At 71.6% G+C, this 17031-nt stretch carries 15 protein-coding genes; 14 read left to right on the plus strand and 1 reads right to left on the minus strand.

Annotated features, from left to right (window positions below; genetic code table 11):
- Window positions 1-230 precede the first annotated feature (230 nt).
- The 11 genes from ACIBEF_RS21855 (at window position 231) to ACIBEF_RS21905 (ending at window position 13491) form a co-directional block, all read left to right on the plus strand.
- Window positions 231-1292 carry a sugar transferase gene (locus ACIBEF_RS21855; RefSeq protein WP_396795025.1) on the plus strand — a complete coding sequence of 354 codons (1062 nt, stop codon included), beginning with the start codon at window positions 231-233 and terminating at the stop codon, window positions 1290-1292.
- The gene (locus ACIBEF_RS21860) at window positions 1285-2850 is read left to right on the plus strand and encodes a lipopolysaccharide biosynthesis protein (protein WP_396795026.1); all 1566 of its coding nucleotides are present in this window, start codon (window positions 1285-1287) and stop codon (window positions 2848-2850) included. The genes ACIBEF_RS21855 and ACIBEF_RS21860 overlap by 8 nt, the downstream gene beginning before the upstream one ends.
- Window positions 2847-3695, plus strand: a complete 849-nt coding sequence (locus ACIBEF_RS21865; RefSeq protein ID WP_387349637.1) for a class I SAM-dependent methyltransferase — start codon at window positions 2847-2849, stop codon at window positions 3693-3695. The genes ACIBEF_RS21860 and ACIBEF_RS21865 overlap by 4 nt, the downstream gene beginning before the upstream one ends.
- Window positions 3695-4546, plus strand: coding sequence for a class I SAM-dependent methyltransferase (locus tag ACIBEF_RS21870; protein ID WP_396795027.1), 852 nt, complete (start codon window positions 3695-3697; stop codon window positions 4544-4546). Before ACIBEF_RS21865 ends, ACIBEF_RS21870 begins: the two co-directional genes overlap by 1 nt.
- Window positions 4546-5853, plus strand: a complete 1308-nt coding sequence (locus ACIBEF_RS21875) for a glycosyltransferase family 2 protein (protein ID WP_396795028.1) — start codon at window positions 4546-4548, stop codon at window positions 5851-5853. Before ACIBEF_RS21870 ends, ACIBEF_RS21875 begins: the two co-directional genes overlap by 1 nt.
- Window positions 5846-7012 (plus strand): glycosyltransferase, encoded by a 1167-nt coding sequence (locus ACIBEF_RS21880; protein ID WP_396795029.1) that lies wholly within the window; start codon window positions 5846-5848, stop codon window positions 7010-7012. The genes ACIBEF_RS21875 and ACIBEF_RS21880 overlap by 8 nt, the downstream gene beginning before the upstream one ends.
- Window positions 7009-8325: an O-antigen ligase family protein gene (locus tag ACIBEF_RS21885; protein WP_396795030.1), complete on the plus strand. Its 1317-nt coding sequence runs from the start codon at window positions 7009-7011 to the stop codon at window positions 8323-8325. The genes ACIBEF_RS21880 and ACIBEF_RS21885 overlap by 4 nt, the downstream gene beginning before the upstream one ends.
- Entirely contained in the window at window positions 8322-9269 is a 948-nt protein-coding gene (locus ACIBEF_RS21890; protein WP_396795031.1) for a glycosyltransferase family 2 protein, read from the plus strand. The genes ACIBEF_RS21885 and ACIBEF_RS21890 overlap by 4 nt, the downstream gene beginning before the upstream one ends.
- Window positions 9269-10468: a glycosyltransferase family 4 protein gene (locus ACIBEF_RS21895; RefSeq protein ID WP_396795032.1), complete on the plus strand. Its 1200-nt coding sequence runs from the start codon at window positions 9269-9271 to the stop codon at window positions 10466-10468. The genes ACIBEF_RS21890 and ACIBEF_RS21895 overlap by 1 nt, the downstream gene beginning before the upstream one ends.
- The gene (locus ACIBEF_RS21900; RefSeq protein WP_396795033.1) at window positions 10468-12552 is read left to right on the plus strand and encodes a hypothetical protein; all 2085 of its coding nucleotides are present in this window, start codon (window positions 10468-10470) and stop codon (window positions 12550-12552) included. Before ACIBEF_RS21895 ends, ACIBEF_RS21900 begins: the two co-directional genes overlap by 1 nt.
- Window positions 12553-12627: 75 nt before the next feature.
- A complete protein-coding gene (locus ACIBEF_RS21905) occupies window positions 12628-13491 on the plus strand; it encodes a TylF/MycF family methyltransferase (RefSeq protein WP_396795034.1) in 864 nt (287 codons plus the stop codon).
- A gap of 68 nt (window positions 13492-13559) precedes the next feature.
- Here the strand turns inward: ACIBEF_RS21905 and ACIBEF_RS21910 are convergent, their stop codons facing one another.
- On the minus strand, window positions 13560-14606 hold the full coding sequence (locus ACIBEF_RS21910; RefSeq protein ID WP_396795036.1) for an LCP family protein: 1047 nt from the start codon (window positions 14604-14606) through the stop codon (window positions 13560-13562).
- A gap of 188 nt (window positions 14607-14794) precedes the next feature.
- On the opposite strand from ACIBEF_RS21910, the gene ACIBEF_RS21915 reads away from it, so the two are divergent.
- The 3 genes from ACIBEF_RS21915 to ACIBEF_RS21925 are packed head-to-tail and all read left to right on the plus strand — an operon-like array spanning window position 14795 to window position 17029.
- A complete protein-coding gene (locus ACIBEF_RS21915; protein WP_088989215.1) occupies window positions 14795-14944 on the plus strand; it encodes a peptidase in 150 nt (49 codons plus the stop codon).
- The gene (locus ACIBEF_RS21920; protein ID WP_396795038.1) at window positions 14941-15483 is read left to right on the plus strand and encodes a hypothetical protein; all 543 of its coding nucleotides are present in this window, start codon (window positions 14941-14943) and stop codon (window positions 15481-15483) included. The genes ACIBEF_RS21915 and ACIBEF_RS21920 overlap by 4 nt, the downstream gene beginning before the upstream one ends.
- Entirely contained in the window at window positions 15473-17029 is a 1557-nt protein-coding gene (locus tag ACIBEF_RS21925; protein ID WP_396795039.1) for a glycosyltransferase, read from the plus strand. Before ACIBEF_RS21920 ends, ACIBEF_RS21925 begins: the two co-directional genes overlap by 11 nt.
- Window positions 17030-17031: the final 2 nt, after the last annotated feature.

A 17031-nucleotide genomic window follows, 5' to 3' on the forward strand; every position in this document is an offset into this window, starting at 1 on the left:
GCAACCGGACGGCCGGCACGACCGTAACCCACCGATTACCCACCAAAGGGATGTTTCGCCCAATGATTTGGGCAGTTATGCGCCACTAAAGACGAGAAGTCCCGTTTTTGCCTATCCGGGACTAATGGGGCATTTGTGACTAGTAGCTTACTTCCGGGGTGCTCGTCCGCATGCCCTCGAACCACCTGACGGAGAAGGAGGTCGGCGCGTTGAGAAAGACCCCGGGACCCGTGACCGCGGACTCAGCTCCGTTGCCGGGCAACGACAGCGCGACCTCCCACGACCTCGCCGGGGCAACAGAGTCCGAGACGCGACAACGCCCGGAGATCCCGCTGCAGCTTCAGGAGCTGTTCACCCGCTACGAGCAGGCCATCCGCTCCGACCAGCACAGACGGCGGGCCCGCGTGGTGGTGCTCGAGGCGAACGACGCGGCCACCACGCCCGACCGCCTCGACGAGGAGTTCGACGTGGCCGTCCGACTCCCGGTGCCGGTCTGCGCCGAGGAACTCGCCAGGGTGCTGGCCGGCGTCCGCCCTCGACTCCTGCTGCTCAAGCACTCCCTGGAGAGCATCGACGACCGCATCATCACCAGTTGCATGAGTGCCGGCGTCGAGATCCTGGTGCTGGCCCGTCCCGTCTACGGTCTGCTGCGGGCACCCGCGATGGCGCGCTTCGGTGGGCTGCCCTGGATCCGGCTGGGATCGGGCGGCGCCGGCCGACCCCGAGGCGAGCGGCTCAAGCGGTTCTTCGACCTCGGCGTGATCCTGCTCAGTGCCGCCGTGGTGATCCCACTGATCGCGGTGATCGCCGCCGTGGTGTCGTTCACCGGCCCACCGTTCTACCTCCAGCAACGCGTCGGCACGGGTGGCCGCCTGTTCCGGGTGGTCAAGTTCCGGACCATGCGGGTCGGTGCCGAGCAGACCACCGGCCCGGTCCTGGCCCTGCCGGACGACGTCCGGATCACCCGGCTGGGCCGCTGGCTACGACGGTCCCGGCTGGACGAGTTACCCCAGCTCTGGAACGTGCTGCGCGGCGAGATGAGCCTCGTCGGGCCTCGCCCGGAACGACCGGAGTTCATCGCCGGCTTCGCCCGGTTGCCCGACTACGACCTGCGGCACCTGATCCGGCCGGGGCTGACCGGCATCGCGCAGCTCACCGGCGGATACGCGGCCACAGTGGAGGAAAAGCTCCGGTGTGACCTGCTCTACCTCAACTGCCGCTCCATGCGGGTCGACCTCACCCTGCTCCTGCTGACAGTGGTCGAGCTGTTCCGGGGGTTCCCCCGTGGCTGACACGACCCACGCCGTCGAGACCCGGGTCACCCGCAACACAGCGAGCATGCTGGCCGCGCGGGTGATCATGGCGGCGTCCGGGCTGGTCTCGGTGCCCGTCATCTATCAGCGGCTCGGGCCGCGGGAGTTCGGGATCTGGGTCGTGCTCGCCGGTCTGCTGGCGATGGCCGCAATGATCGACCTCGGCCTCGGCTCCGCGCTGGTCCGCGAGGTCGCCCGAGCCGAGAGCGCGGCCGACCGGGACCTGGTACGTCGGCTGCTCGGGCTGGGGCTGGGCTGGGCCCTGCTGCTGGGCCTGCTCACCCTCGGGGCGCTCGGTGCCGGCTGGCCGTGGCTCGCCGGGCTGCTGCGCCTCGGTGACCTGGCGGACGAGGCGTGGCAGGCCACCCTCTGGCTGGTCGTCGGCCTGGTGGCCGGCGCCGTGGAGCTGCCGTGGCGGGCCGTCCTCGAAGGCGGCCAACGGTACGGGTCACTCGCCGCGATCAGCGCCGGCACCGCGATCCTCGGGGCAGCCCTCGCCATCCTGGTGGTACGCCTCGGCGGCGGCCTGGTGGCGTTGGCCGCCTCGGCCGCCGCGACCGGGGCGGTCCGTACCGTCCTGCTCGCCGCGACGACCCACCGCCAGTGCCCGGACCTGTCTCCACTGTGGGGGCGAACGGACCTGGCCGACATCCGTCGCGTCGGCGGCTACGGCCTGCGGGTGCAGGTCTCCAGTGGCGCCGGCATGGTCAACGTGGAGCTGGACCGCCTCGTCCTCGGTGGCGCCTTCGGCCCCGCCGTGGCCGGCGGTTTCGACCTGGGCAGTCGCCTGCTCAACCTGCTCCGTCTGCCCCCGGGGTTCGCCCTCATCGTGCTGTTCCCCGCGGCGGTCGCCCGCACGGTGTCCCGGGGCACCGGCTGGCTGGACCGGTTCTACCTGGCCACTACCCGGTACCTCGCGCTGTTCCTGGCCCCGGCCACCGCCGCGCTGATGGTCAGCGCCGATCCGCTGGTCCGGCTCTGGCTGGGCCACCAGGTCCCGTGGGCCGCGGCGAACATCATGATCCTCGCGCCCGCGTACGCCCTCAACCTGATCACCGGGGCGGCGACGATCGCGGCCCGCGCCGAGGGCCGGCCCGGATTGGAGACGCGGTACGTACTGCTCTCCGTCGTCCTCAACCTGGTCCTGACCGTGCCGCTGCTGCTGTTGTGCGGGCCGCTCGGCGTACCGCTGTCGACAGCGCTGGCGGTGGTGCTCAGCACCGGGTACTTCCTGGTCTACTTCCACAGTGCCACGGCCCGGCCGCTGGCCCCGCTGGCGCGGGCGATCTGGCCGCCGCTCGCCGCGGCTGTCGCGGCCGGATTGGTCACGGCGGCGGCCAGCCAGTTCCTGCCGGACGGTCCGGGACGCCTCGACGCCGCCCTCGCCGTGTCGTCCCGGGCGGGTCTGACAGTGCTCGTCGCCGGCGCGCTGCTGATCGCCGGCGGGCACCTGGGCGCGAGCGACCGGATGCGACTGCACCGGCTGCTGCGCGCGCCGACGGCAGTGCTGTCGCCGAGCACGGGCGGTCCGCGATGAGCGTCGACCACCGCACCGCGCGGTGCGTGCTGTGTGGGCCACGGCAGGCCCATTTGCCCCGACTCGGCGGGCTGCTACGCCGCTGCGAAGGCTGCGGCTTCAGCTGGACCGCGCAGGAACAGGCCACCGAGGACGGGCGATACGACGAGGACTACTTCGCCGAGGGTGGTTACGACGACTACTTCCGGGCCGCGCCACGCCGGTTCGAGGCACGGCGGCGGCTGCGCTGGCTGCTCTCCACCGTCCGCCCCACAGTCCTTCTCGAAGCCGGTCCGGCCGGCGGCTACTTCCTCGAAGCCGCCCACCAGGCCGGAATCACCGCCAGCGGCATCGAAGTCAGCCACGCCGCCGCCAGCTTCGCCCGCGACCACCTCCACATGCCCGTACGCCAGGGCTACTTCGAAACCATCGCACCCACCCTCACCGCCGACGTCGTCTGCGCCTTCCACGTCCTCGAACACGTCGAAGACCCCCGCGCCTTCCTGCACGCCGCACACACCGCCCTCACCCCCGGCGGCTGGCTCGCCCTCGAAGTACCCAACATCGCCTCCGCCGCCGCCAACCGACTCGGCACCGACTGGCCGGGCCTGCAACCGCGCTACCACCGCTGGCACTTCACCCCCGACACCCTGGTCCGGCTGGTGACCGACCTCGGCTTCGAAGTGGTCCGGCAGGACACCACCGTCTTCCGCTACTACATGCCGCTCGCCTACCGGCTGCGGCACGCCCGACATCTACTCCCCGCCGACGTGCTCGGGCTCCGCTCACCGCGGTTGACCCACCCACGCCTCGGCGATCTGCTCCGGGTGATCGCCCGGGCGCCACGAACCGGACGGAGCACCTGATGAAACTCGATGGGATCGAGCTGGTCCGCTGCCAGCTCTGCGGCCGCGCCGGTGGGCACTCGCCGACCCTCGGCGAGCTGCTGTGGAGCTGCCCGGACTGCGGCTTCGTGTGGACCGCGGGCAGCGCCCCGGCCCCCGAGGAGCTGTACGACGAGGCCTACTACACGACGGACGGGTACCAGGACTACTTCGCCTCCGCCGGTCAGCGCCGGTTCGAGGCGAGCCGACGGTTGCGCTGGCTGCTCTCCACCGTCCGCCCCACAGTCCTTCTCGAAGCCGGTTGCGCGGGGGGTTACTTCCTCGAAGCCGCCCACCAGGCCGGAATCACCGCCAGCGGCATCGAAGTCAGCCACGCCGCCGCCAGCTTCGCCCGCGACCACCTCCACATGCCCGTACGCCAGGGCTACTTCGAAACCATCGCACCCACCCTCACCGCCGACGTCGTCTGCGCCTTCCACGTCCTCGAACACGTCGAAGACCCCCGCGCCTTCCTGCACGCCGCACACACCGCCCTCACCCCCGGCGGCTGGCTCGCCCTCGAAGTACCCAACATCGCCTCCGCCGCCGCCAACCGACTCGGCACCGACTGGCCCGCCATCGCTCCCGAATACCACCGCTGGCACTTCACCCCGGACACGCTTAGCCGGATGCTCGTGGAGTCCGGGTTCCGGGTGATCTCCCACGACACGGTCTTCTCCCGGTTCTACTGGCAACCGGCGGCACGGCTGCGCAACGCCCGCGATCTGCTGGTCGCCGACGTCGCCGCCAGCAGGTCGCCCCGGGTGACGCACCCACAACTCGGCGACCTGCTACGGATCTTCGCCCGCCGCGACGACCGGGCGGTGTCCTGATGGCCGCCCCGCTGCTGTCGGTGCTCCTGATCAGCTGGAACACCCGCGAGCAGACCCGGCAGTGCCTGGAGTCGCTGGCCTCGACCGTCGACCCCGACCTGGACTACGAGGTGGTGGCCGTCGACAACGGCTCGTCCGACGGCTCCGCCGAGATGCTCACCGACCAACCCCGGGTCCGGCTGATCCGCAACAACCACAACACCGGGTTCGCCGCCGCCGTCAACCAGGCGTACCGCCGGGCGAACGGGCAGTTGATCCTGCTGCTCAACAGCGACATCCGGTTCCACCCCGGCGCGCTGTCGCGGATGGTCGACCACCTGCGGGAGCGGCCGGACGTGGCGGGGGTCAGCCCGCTGTACCTCAACCCGGACGGCACCTTCCAGCAGCACTACGTCCAACAGCCCAGCTTCACCGCCACCATCGCGCTGGTGACCGCGCTGCGCCGGCTGCCCGGGTTCCGCCAGGCGCTGCACCGGTTCCAGATGCGCGGCGAGGACTTCAGCCGTCCCCGGCAGCTCGCGTCGGGCAGCTGCATGCTGCTGCGCCGCTCGGTGCTCGGACAACAGACCATCTTCGACGAGGCGTTCCCCGTCTACTGGAATGACGCGGTCCTCGCGCGGCAGCTCGACCAGGCCGGACACCAGCTGTGGATGCTCCCGGACGCCGTGGTGACGCACAGCCGGGGCGCGTCCTGCCGGCTGCTCGGGCCGACCATCCGCTTCCGACACCTGCTGGGCAGCCTGGTCGGGTATCTGCGGCTGACCCAGCCCCGGTACCGGTTGCCGGTGTTCCGGGCCGTGCTGCTCGCCGACCACCTGGTCAAGCGGCTCTTCGGTCGATCCGTTCAGCTGGGCCTGGGCGACCTGCTCGCCGCGCTGCGCGGCGACGTTGGTCCGCTGCCCGACGGTGACACCCGCGACTGGGTGGTGCTGTTCAGCCGGACCCGATGGTCCGTCGACCGGCATTCCGCGGTGCTGGGGCAGTTGGCGCCCGGACAACGGTTGCTCTTCGTCGACCCGCCGGGACGCCGGCCGCGCTGGCGGTGCGAGGTGACCCCGATCGGTGCGGCGGCCTGGCACGCCGTCGCACCGACAGCGCTGCCGCTGGGTGATTCGGTGCCGCTTCTCAACTGGATCAACCGGCGGATCGCGGCGGGCGCGCTGCGTGGCTGGCTGGACCGGCACGCAGGCGCCCGACTGCTGCGACTCGACGACGAGCGCGCCCGCCCGGTGCTCGGCCGCCTCGGCGAGGACGAGTTGCTGCCCGCCGGGGCGCCACGGCCGATGGAACGGTCGGGCCGTGGCTGAGCACACCAGCACCCTGCAATCGGCGACCGAGGCGGTCGTGCCGCCCGCCGACGGCGACCGCGACTGGGTGGTCATCTTCAGCGGCACGCCGTGGGCGAACGGCGCCCACCGGCAGCACGCGCTGGCCCGCGAGCTGGCCGTCGACCACCGGGTCCTCTTCGTCGACCCGGCCGGGCACCTCCCGCGCTGGCGGGTCCAGGCCCGGGAGGTGGCCGACGGCCTCTGGCAGTGCGCCGGGCCAGCGCTGCTGCCGTTCGGTAGGCACCTGCCTCCGGTCAACCGGGTCAACCGCTGGCTCGCTGCGCGGGTGCTGCGCCGCTGGTTCCGGCGGCGGGAGGCATCCGTACGACTGCTCTGGCTGGACGAGGATCTGGCCGCACCGGTCGCCGCCCGGCTGGACGCGTCCGCCGTCGTCTACGACGCCACCGACCTGGACTGGACGTTCACCCGCCCCTGGAACCGTTGGCATCTGCGCCGCGCGCTGCGCTCCGCCGTCGGCGCCGCCGACCTCGTCCTCGCCTCGTCCACCGCGCTACCCGACCGGATGCCCACCTCCGACCCGGCACCGGTCGTCCTGGCGAACGGATGCGACCCGGACCGCTTCTCGCCGGACGGCCCGGTCGCACCCTGGTTGCTCAGCCTGCGCCGACCACTGATCGGCTACAGCGGGGCCGTCGACACCCGGGCCTTCGACGCGGACCTGGTCGCCTCGGTGGCGCGCGCCCACCCGGAGTGGACGTTCGTGTTGGTCGGCCCGTCCACCCGGGCCGGCCGTGCCCCGCTCGCCGGACTGTCCAACGTGGTGCTTGTCGACGCCGTCCGCTTCGCGGACGTGCCGGGCATCCTGCGGGCCTGCGACGTCACCATGATCCCCTACCGGGTTGGTGGGCTGATCGACTACGTGCACCCGAAGAAGTGCTACGAATACCTGGCCCTCGGCAAGCCCGTCGTCGCGACGCCGCTGCCGGCACTGCGGTCCCTGGGCGACACCATCGCCCTCGCCAGCGACCCGGCGAGCTTCGCCGCGGCGCTGGCCGACGCGCTGGACCGCGCCGGCACGCCCGACGCCGCCGCCCGACGCCGAGAGGTCGCCACCCGCAACAGCTGGTCGGCGCGCGGCGTCCAGCTGCGGTCCCTGTTGGCGGGGTTGCCGCGATGAGAGTGCCGATCGTCGCGCCCGGTGTGGTGCTCGCCGGCGCCGCGCTGGGCGGTGTGGTGACAGTGGTAACCCTGCTGCCCGGGCCGGTCGGCCTGGCCGCCGCCGTCGGAGTGCTGTGTTTCGGCGCGTTCCTGCTCTGGCCCTGGGCCGTGCTGCCGGTCGGCATCATCGGCGGCGCCGTGGTGGGTGCTGTGCTCAGCGGCGGCGACGTGCGCGGCTACATCGCGGTGAAGGTGCTGCTGCTGGCCGCCGGCGGCGCCGCGCTGGCCACCCGCCACTGGCTCGGGGCGGAGCGGGGCATCCGGCGTACCGCCGCCGACGTGGGGATGCTGGTCCTGGTCGGGTTGACCGTGGTGGCGGCCACCTACGGCCTGGCCGTCGGCAACCTCCCGGCGGAGGTGCTGGTCGCCGCGTACCAGGTGGCCACGATCCCGGTGTACTTCTTCGTCGCCACCCACACCCTCACCACTCCCCGTCGGATCCTGGCCGCCGGCATCCTGTACGTGGTGCTGGCGGGGGCCTTCACCGCCATCTCGGTGACGGCACCGGGGCGTCACGGCGGGCTCATCACCCTCATGGCCATCCCCGCGATGATCTGGATCGCCGGTCGGGTGCGGGGTTGGCGTCGGGCGGGAGCCCTCCTGCTCGGCGGGTTCTTCGCCGTCGACGTGCTCCTCGCGTCGTACCGGGGGATCTGGCTCGCCGCGGCACTGACCGGGCTGATCATGCTGGTTCGCGGTGGTCGCACGGTTCGCACCGGCCTGGCCGCCACCGCCGCGGCAGCGGTCGCCGTGGCCGCGATCCTGGCCCTGCAACCAGGGGTACAAGAGCGTGCCACGGAGATCACCAAGGGGTTCGAGCAGTCCGCCGGTTACCGGGGGGTGGAGTCCGAGGTCGGCCTGGGCGTCTTCGCCGACCAGCCGTTGGTCGGTGCCGGCCTCGGACAGACCACGCCGGACATCTACCTGTCCGGCTTCACCTTCACCGACGTCGGTCCGGTGTACCACGCCTTCTACGTCACGGTGCTGGCCAACCTCGGGCTGGTCGGCCTCCTGCTGGTCCTCTGGCCGATCCTGCGCAGCATCCGCGTCGGCCTGCGCAGTCGGGACGGGATCGCGCTGCCGTTCGCGGCGCTGTGCTGCGGTTTCCTGGCCGCCGCCCTGTTCGCGGCGCCGACCGACGGGCACTGGGAGCTGGGCCTGTTGCCGGCGCTGACCCTCCTCACGGCACACCACGAGGGGGCGCGGCTGCGGCGAACCGCCCGACCGCCGCTGCTGCGCGGCGTCCTGAGCCGAACGGGTGTGGCGGCATGAGCGCGGCCGACGCCACCGCGGTGGTGGTCACCCACAACTCGGCGGGACAGATCGTCGCCGCCCTGAGTGCGCTGCGGCAGGCGCAGGTGCCGGTGCGGTTGGTGGACAACGCCTCCACCGACGGCACTGTCGACCTTGTCCGACGCCGCTTCCCCGAGGTGACGGTCCTCGCCAGCCCCACCAACACCGGGTTCGCCACCGCCGTGAACCGGGCCGCCGCCGGGGTCGAGACCGACGTCGTACTCCTGGTCAACCCGGACTGCGTGGTCACCCCCGGCGCGGTGGCGGAACTGGTCCGGGTGCTGCGCGACCGACCGTCGGTGGGCATCGCGGGGCCACGGCTCACCGACGCGCACGGCCGGGTCGCGATCAGCGCCCACCGGTTCGAATCCCTCGGCACGGTGCTGGCCAGCCGGTTCGGTGGGTCGCTGGTGCCGGTCTCCCTGCGCCGGTTGCTCAGCGGTCGGCAGCGCCGGGCCGCGTACGACGCCTGTGTACGCGGGGCGCAGCCGGTGGCCGTTGACTGGCTCTCCGGTGCCTGCCTGGCGGTGCGTCGCGACCTGTTCGTGGCGATCGGCGGCCTCGACGAGGGCTACTTCCTGTACTACGAGGACGAGGAGTTGTGCCTCCAGGCGGCCCGGCACGGCGTCCAGGTGCTGTACGTGCCCTCGGTGACCGCCGTGCACACCGGCGGAGCGAGCAGCTCCGACCCGGCCTGGATCTGGCCCCACCTGTACCGCAGCATGCTGCGGTTCTTCGCCCGCCACCGCGCCGGCACCCTGCGCGCGGTACGCGGCGTGGTGCTGCTGCGCGCGCTGATCGGCATCGGACTGGCCGGGGCGCGGATGCCAGTGCAACCCCGGGCCGGTACGGCCCGGCTGCGCGCCTGGACCCGCGTCGGCCGAATCGCTGTCACCCGACCTGAAACGAGAGGAGGAGCGTGATGCACGTCCTGACAACGGTCGTCGGCAAGCGCACCGAACACTGGACGGACCTGTTCGACATCCTGTGCGAACAGCCGGACCTCACCCTCACGGTGCTCGCCGCGGACGTGTCCCCGGCGACCCGACGCGAACTGGCCCGGCTGGCCCGTCGACACCACCGGCTGCGGTACCACGTCGTTCCGCACCTGCTCGGCGAGTCGCTGACCGGGCACATGGCCTCGGTGCTGTTCCGGCTGCCCGGTCAGCACGACGTGACCACCGCCCGCCCGGACATCCTGCACGTCATCGGCGAGGCCGCGTACCTCACCACCTGGCAGGCGCTGCGGCTGCGTCAACGCTGCTGGGCCGGGGTGCCCACCACGTTGTATGCCGCGCAGAACGTGGTCACCCGCTTTCCGGTGCCCTTCCCCCGGATCGAGCGACAGTCCTACCTCTCCGTCGACCACGCCTTCCCCATCACACCCGCGGCGCTGAACGTGCTGCGGATCAAGGGTTACCGGGGCCCGGCCACGATCGTGCCGCTCGGAGTGGACACCCGGATGTTCCGGCCGCTGCCCACCGATCCGGTCGCGCGCGGGTTCACTGTCGGGTTCGTCGGGCGGTTCGAGCCGCACAAGGGCGTGGTCGACCTGCTGCGAGCCGCAGAGCTGATCGACTGCGACGTGTCGCTGGTCGGTGAGGGCAGCCTCGGCGCCGAGATCGAACGGGCCGCCGCGCGCCGACCGGGCCGGGTGCACCGACACGGCTGGGCCGGGCACGCCGAGCTGCCCACGCTGCTGAACGACATGGACGTGTTGGCGATGCCATCGGTCGAGGTGGTGCAGCGCAACACTTTGCCGTGGATCGGTATCCCGCTGCGCGAGCAGTTCGGCCGGGTGCTGGTCGAGGCGATGGCCTGTGGCGTACCCGTCGTGGGCAGCGACGTCGGCGAGATCCCCTACGTGGTGGGCGACGCCGGTCTCGTCTTTCCCGCCGGCGACGTCTCCGCGCTCGCCGCCCGCCTCGCGCGGCTGCGCGACGACCCGGCGCTCTCCGGCCAGTTGGCCAACCTTGGGTTGGCCCGCGCCGGCGCCGAGTTCGGCTGGGACCGGATCGCCGAGACACTCTGCACGACCTGGCGCGGACTGCGGTCCCCGGCCCGGTCGCTGCGCACATCGCCCGCCGAGGCCGGGCAATCAACCAGAGAGGCGATCGCCTGATGAGCGCGTCGATAGATGTCAAAGGTCTGCTCGGTGCCTCCTGGTGCCGGGTGGGCGTACCGCTGCTCGGCCTGTGCGCGGGCCTTGCCGCCGCCCAGGGAGTGACCCAGCTCCTCCCGGCGCGCTACGAGGCGGAGGCCTCGGTGCTGGTCAGCGCCGAGCAGACCGACGCGGACAGACCGGCGGATCTGGCCCTGGCGCAGAACCTCACGCCCACCATCGCCCGACTGGTCGGGTCCCGGGAGGTCGCGCTGGAAGCGGCGCGTTCACTGCAACTTCCCGAGCGGGCCGTGCTCGGTCACGTCAGCGGCGAGTACGAACTGGGCCTCCAGATCATCACCGTGCACGCGAGCGCCGGCACCGGCACGCAGGCCGCCGCGATCGCGAACGCGGCCTCCCGCGCCGTCAGTCAGCAGCTGGGCCGGCTGGACATGGGCGGTTCCACCAGCATCAACGCACGGGTTCTCGACACCGCCAGCCCGCCGGCCCGGCCGGCCTTCCCGAGGCCGCTGCTGAACGGCGTGCTCGGAGCCCTGGCCGGGCTGCTGGCCGGTTGGGGCGCGACCATGCTGCGCGACCGGTTCGACAGCCGGCTGCGCGACATCGGCCAGATCGAGGCGCGTCTGGGCCTGCCGGTGGTCGGGGTGCTGCCGAAGCTGCCGCGCCGCTTCGCCCGCCATCACGCCGCCGCGCTGTACGCCCGCACCAACGTCGCCGACGCGGTGCGCGCCACGATCTCGACGCTCAGTGTGCTCACCGCTCCCCTGCCCCGTCGTCGGCTGCTGGTGACCAGCGCGCACGACGACGACGGCAAGGCGTTGGTGACCGCCCTGCTCGGTCTCGGCATGGCCGATGAGCACTGTCGGGCGACGCTGGTGGACGGGGCGGTACGGGACCCGGTGCTGTCGGGACACTTCCCGGAGGCGCCGCACACCTGGCAGCAGGTGCTGGCCCAGAAGTGCCCGCCGGTGCGCCTGGTCGACTTCCCCACCCTGACCGTGCTACCGGCCGAGCCCCGCGAGGGCGCCGACACGGAGGCCCTGCACGAGCTAGGCGGCCTGCTCAACGCGCTGGGCGAAGACGAGGACTGCGTGATCGTCCACGCGCCGCCGATCCTGGCCGGACGGGAGATCTCGGCGTTCGCTCAGCACGCGGACGGCGTGCTGCTGGTCGTCCGTGCCGGCCGGACGAACCTGGACGACAGCACCCGGGCGGCCCGGCTCGTGCAACAGCTCGGGCTGCCGCTGGCGGGTGTCGTGGTGATCGGGGCGGTGCCCCGACCGGACCACCGCTCGAGCAGCGAGCAACCGGCCCTGGTGCCGGGCGCGACACAGGATGCCCTGGCGCTGCCGGCGACGAGGGCGGGCGCTCAGGGCGCGGTCATCCGTGAGCTGGTCAGCGCCCTGGTCGAGGACAAGTCCGGGCCGCCCGGACGGCACCGCCGACAGAGCTCGGGTGAGTCGGCCCCGGCCGGCAGGACCGTCGAGGGTAGGACGGTCGAGGGCACGACTGTCGACCGCACGCCCGTCGACCGCAAGCCGGTCGGTCGTGAGCCGGTCGGTCGTGAGCCGGTCGGTCGTGAGCCGGTCGAGCGTCAACCGGTCGAGCGTCAACCGGTCGAGCGTCAACCGGTCGAGCGTCAACCGGTCGAGCGTCAACCGGTCGAGAGTGCCGGGGGCGGCGTCGTGGCACCCCCGGAGCCGCAGGCCGAGCCGACCCGGATCGAGGATGCCATCACCCAGCCGAACCCGGTGGTGACGGATGCCCCGGACCGGCCCGAGCAGGTGCCGACGCCCACCGCCCAGCCCGAGCCCGCGACTCCGGCCTGGGGTGGCTCCCCCGCCGCGGCGGGTGTTCTCGGCCGACCGTTGGCCCGGCCCGAGACGGTCTGGCGGTCACCGGTGGTGGAGGCAGCGCTGCCGAAGCCTTCCCCGAGCGCCCCGATGGCCAACCGGACGGACCACTGGCCGGCCTTCGGGCAGGAGTTGCTGGCCGCCGGGCGGCCGAGCGCGGAACGACCCTCCACCGGGCCCATCGTGCTGCGACGGGCGGTAGCCGTCGGCGACGCCGATCGCCGTGGCTGACGACGGCCGGCGGCCCGCCCACGACAGGCGGCCCGCCCAGCTGGCTACAAACGACACTGAGAAGGAGACAGGCCGATGAGTGAGATGTTGATACCCACACAGGCGTCCGAGCCGTCGCTGGACGACCCCCGCGCCCTCTACTGCGATCTGCTCAAGAAGGCGTTGACCCGCTACGTCTTCCGCGAGACGTGGATGCCCTACCACCCACGTCAGGGCTCCCTGCACGGCCGGATCCTTCAGCACGGCCGGCACCTGCTGCGACGTAAGGGTCTGGAGCTGGTGCTCCAGTTCCCGTTCGACGCGGAGGCGCGGGCCACCGGCCGGGACTGGCCGCCGGAGGCCGAGACCATGATCGGGCTGCGGCGGCTGGACAACCTGGAGCGATGCGTCAAGGACGTGTTGGAGCGGGGCGTGCCTGGTGACCTGATCGAGACCGGTGTGTGGCGGGGCGGGGCGGTCATCTTCATGCGCGGGATGCTGCGCGCCTACGGCGACCGGGACCGGACGGTGTGGGTCGCGGATTCGTTCCGCGGCCTGCCGAAGCCGGCTCCCCACCGGGTCGAGGACGTTGAGGACGCGCTCTGGCAGGTGCCCTTCCTGGCGGTGTCGTTGGAGCAGGTGAAGGCGAACTTCGAGCGGTACGGGCTACTCGACGGCCAGGTCCGGTTCCTCAAGGGCTGGTTCTCGGACACCCTGCCGACCGCGCCGGTGAAGCAGATCTCGGTGATGCGTCTCGACGGGGACCTCTACGACTCCACGATGGTGGCGCTGCGCTCGCTCTACCCGAAGCTCTCCGTCGGAGGCTACGTGATCATCGACGACTACCACGCGGTACGCGGCTGCAAGCAGGCCGTCGACGACTTCCGCGCCGAACACGGCATCGAGGACGAGCTGCACCAGGTGGACTGGACCTGCCGCTACTGGCGGCGGTCGCGCTAGACCTGGCCAAACAGAAGTCGGCGGGTGGGAAGTCCTCGGACCTCCCACCCGCCGACTTCTCCTCGTGCTCAGTTGGCCGGCGGCGTCTGCGGGTTCGCCGCGACCCACTGCGCCACCCGGTCCTCGCGCAGGGCGGCGAAGAGCGCCGGGGCCCGGACCTCGTCCAGCCGCACCGCAGACCCGGCCGGGGTCTGCAGGTTCGCGTCGCTGAACGGGACGGTGACGAACTGGACGGTCTCCGGCCTCACCTTACGCAGCACGAGGGCGAGGTCGGTGAGGTTCAGGTCGCGGTCGACGACAAGCGATTCGGCCGCGGTGGTGAGCACCCGGTCGAGTCGGGTCGGGCTGGTGAGCAGATCTGTCGCGGTGACCCGCTCGGCCAGGGCGCGTACCACGAGCTGCTGGTCGTGGATGCGGCCGAAGTCTCCGCCGGGCACGCCGTGCCGCTGCCGCATCAGGTCGTCGGCCGCCTTGCCGTCCAGGTCGTGGCAACCGGCGGGCCAGGTGGCGCCGGTGTCCGAGGACTTGACGGTGTACGGCAAGCACACGTTGATCCCCTCCACCGCGTCCACCAGTTTGCGGACGGCGGCGAAGTTGGCCACCAGCACGCCGTCGAGTGGCAGCCCGGTGAGCTTGGCGACCGTCTCGGCGGCCAGGGCGGCCCCGCCGAACGCGAACGCGGCGTTGATCTTGTTGGGGCCGCCGGCCCAGGTATGCCCCGCCGCGGGCACGTCGACGTAACTGTCCCGGGGGATGGAGACGACGGTGGCCGCCTCTCGCGCGGCGTTGACGTGCACCAGCATGATGGTGTCCGACCGCTGCCCGGGGTAGAGGGCCTGGTCCGGCTCGCCGTCGCGGGAGTCCGACCCGAGCAGCAGGAGATTGAGCGGCCCCGACTCCCACCGGCGGTCGTCGTGGGTGCCCTGGCCGAGGATGTCCTCGCGCTGGACCCGGCCCTCGTACCGGTGCTTCAAACCGAAGCCGACGGTGACGAGGCCCGCGCAGAGCACGCCGAACATCAGGAGCAGGGCGAGGCCCGCCTTCTTCCACCCGGCCATCGCCCGCCACCTCGACGGCGCCGGCGTGGCCGTGCGTCCGGGGATACCGGTCACCATCTTGACCACCTCTGCACGAACTATCGGGACGCTGAACCTGTTGTGTGGCAAGGGATACAGCCGCTTGGGACACGTGCCTGCCACACTCATGAAGCATTTAATCACTCTTTAGGGTCTCTATGCCGCTTTATCCTCTTTGACCGATTTTGTGATGCCATTCTGACCTTCGAGTTAGCGAGGGAGTTGGCATGTACGGAGTACCCACCAAGGGGCCACACATCGGAGGTGGCCTTGCCGCCACCGGGGTTGCCGTTCAGTCCTGGCTGCTGGTCGGCGTCGGGCTGGTAGTGCTGGGTCTGGCACTGTGGCTCGTCGCCATGTTGGGCCGCGAGCGATGACAGGTTCCCGACGCGGGTCGTGGCTGCGCGCCAGCGCAGGTGGCCTGATCGGAGTCGCCGCCGCCGTCGCCATGCTCTGGCGGTGGCACGACATCGCCAGCGCGGAGGCGTGGCTGAACGCCCATCTCGTCAACGCCGTCGGGTTGGCGGACACCAAATCCATCGGCGCGGCCGTGATCTTTCCACTGGACGAGCGCTGGGTCGGCTTCATGGTCTCCAGCGGCTGCTCGGTCGCGATGTTGCTGATCCCGCCGATCGTGCTCGCGTCCACGTTGATCGGGTTCCGCCGCATCTCCCTGACGCGTGGACTCAACGCCCTGGCGATGGCCGTCGCGCTGCTGGTCACGGTGAACCAGATCCGACTCGGCGCGGTGGTGGTCTCGATGCAGACCTGGGGCTTCAAACTGGGCTACGAACGCAGCCACGTGCTGATCGGCTCAGTGATCACGACCGCCGGTCTGATCGCCGTCACGATCCTCTTCGTGGTCCTGGTCGGCCGGACCAAGCGGATCTCCGGGACGGTCGCCGGTGTCCACTGAGACGCAGTCGCTCGCCCTGCTCAACACCGCGGCGTTCCTGCTGTGTGTCAGCTTCTGCGCGTACGTGCTGAGCATTCTGGTGTTCCACCTGAAGAGCGGACGTAGTCGGGGCGGCAGCCCGGACGGCTTGGACTGGCACATCATCGTGCCGTGCCGCAACGAGGCGTCGGTCATCGGCGACACCGTGCGGCGTCTGCTCTGCGACTTCCCGCAGGCGACCGTCTGGTGCGTCGACGACGCCTCCGACGACGGCACGCTGGCCGAACTGGCGGCCTTCACCGACCAACCGCGGGTGCACGTGGTCCAGCGTCAGCTACCGGACGCGCGACAGGGCAAGGGCGCCGCGCTCAACGCCGCCTGGCGACGCATCGAGCAGTCGTTGCCCGCCAACGCGGACCGTAGTCGGGTGATCGTCGGGGTCCTGGACGCGGACAGCCGACTCGACCCCCAGGGTCCGGTGGCCCTCTCCGGCCGTCAGTACTTCGGCTCGGCGCAGGTCGGGGCGGTACAGGTGGAGGTGCGGATGCTCCAGTGCGCGCCGCGCCGGTACGCGGAGCCGACCGAGGTCAGTCGCTGGGGACGGCTGCTGATCCGGCTCCAGGACATGGAGTTCCGCGCCCCGATCGCCGCCATGCAGTCGCTGCGGCGACGCACCGGCAGCGTGGCGATGGGCGGCAACGGGCAGTTCACCCGGCTGTCCCTGCTCAACGAGATCGCCGACCAGCACGGCACACCGTGGCACGGCGCCCTCCTGGAGGACTTCGAGCTGGGCCTGCACATCCTGCTGGCCGGGGGTCGCACCGAGTACTGCCCGGAGAGCTGGGTGGCCCAGGAGGCGCTGACCCGGATCCGCCCGCTGGTGCGGCAGCGCACCCGCTGGGCCCAGGGGTCGATGCAGTGTGGCCGCTACCTCGGCAGGGTGCTGCGCTCGCCACGAATCCGCAACTCGGCCACCCTGGAGATCGCCCACTTCCTGGCCGCACCGTGGACACAACTGCTCGGCACGCCGATCTACATCGCCTGCCTGGTGGTGATGTCCTACTACATCGACAACACAATGGGTGGACTGCGCGGCTGGTGGAGCAGTGGCGGCTGGGGCGTACCCCCGTTGGTGCTCGTCTTCGGCATCGGACCCTTCGCCCTGTGGGGCATCGTCTACCGGATCCGTTGTGAGCCGCAGCTGTCGATTCCCAAGGCCCTGCTGCTCGGCGTCTGCCACTGGCTGTACAGCTACGCCCAGTCAATGGCGGTCTGGCTGGCCTTCGCCCGCATGGTGACGGCCCGCACGGACTGGCAGAAGACCGCCCGCGCCTCCGATCCGCAGCCGGCCCCGGCTCGGGCCGTGGGTCGGGTGGCCGTCGGCCAGACGGCGGCCGTGGGCCGGGCCGCCGTGCCGGCCCAGCCGCGCCGGGCTCAACCGGCACGTCGCTCGGGCCGCAACGAAGGGCCACGGTCGATCCGACCGCCCCGGCACCTCAGCCACCTCACGCACCTCACGACCACCCCCACCACAGACCGCCCCGCAATCGCCCACATCAGAAAGTAGAC

Origin of the sequence: Micromonospora sp. NPDC050795 (assembly GCF_044456785.1) — a bacterium.
Taxonomy (GTDB): domain Bacteria; phylum Actinomycetota; class Actinomycetes; order Mycobacteriales; family Micromonosporaceae; genus Micromonospora.

Coding starts and splice junctions, on each gene's coding strand:
- ACIBEF_RS21865 (WP_387349637.1), top strand. CDS start 2,847: ATGAGCGTCGACCACCGCACCGCGCGGTGCGTGCTGTGTGGGCCACGG.
- ACIBEF_RS21915 (WP_088989215.1), top strand. CDS start 14,795: ATGTACGGAGTACCCACCAAGGGGCCACACATCGGAGGTGGCCTTGCC.
- ACIBEF_RS21895 (WP_396795032.1), top strand. CDS start 9,269: ATGCACGTCCTGACAACGGTCGTCGGCAAGCGCACCGAACACTGGACG.
- ACIBEF_RS21890 (WP_396795031.1), top strand. CDS start 8,322: ATGAGCGCGGCCGACGCCACCGCGGTGGTGGTCACCCACAACTCGGCG.
- ACIBEF_RS21875 (WP_396795028.1), top strand. CDS start 4,546: ATGGCCGCCCCGCTGCTGTCGGTGCTCCTGATCAGCTGGAACACCCGC.
- ACIBEF_RS21905 (WP_396795034.1), top strand. CDS start 12,628: ATGAGTGAGATGTTGATACCCACACAGGCGTCCGAGCCGTCGCTGGAC.
- ACIBEF_RS21920 (WP_396795038.1), top strand. CDS start 14,941: ATGACAGGTTCCCGACGCGGGTCGTGGCTGCGCGCCAGCGCAGGTGGC.
- ACIBEF_RS21910 (WP_396795036.1), bottom strand. CDS start 14,606: ATGGTGACCGGTATCCCCGGACGCACGGCCACGCCGGCGCCGTCGAGG.
- ACIBEF_RS21900 (WP_396795033.1), top strand. CDS start 10,468: ATGAGCGCGTCGATAGATGTCAAAGGTCTGCTCGGTGCCTCCTGGTGC.
- ACIBEF_RS21870 (WP_396795027.1), top strand. CDS start 3,695: ATGAAACTCGATGGGATCGAGCTGGTCCGCTGCCAGCTCTGCGGCCGC.
- ACIBEF_RS21885 (WP_396795030.1), top strand. CDS start 7,009: ATGAGAGTGCCGATCGTCGCGCCCGGTGTGGTGCTCGCCGGCGCCGCG.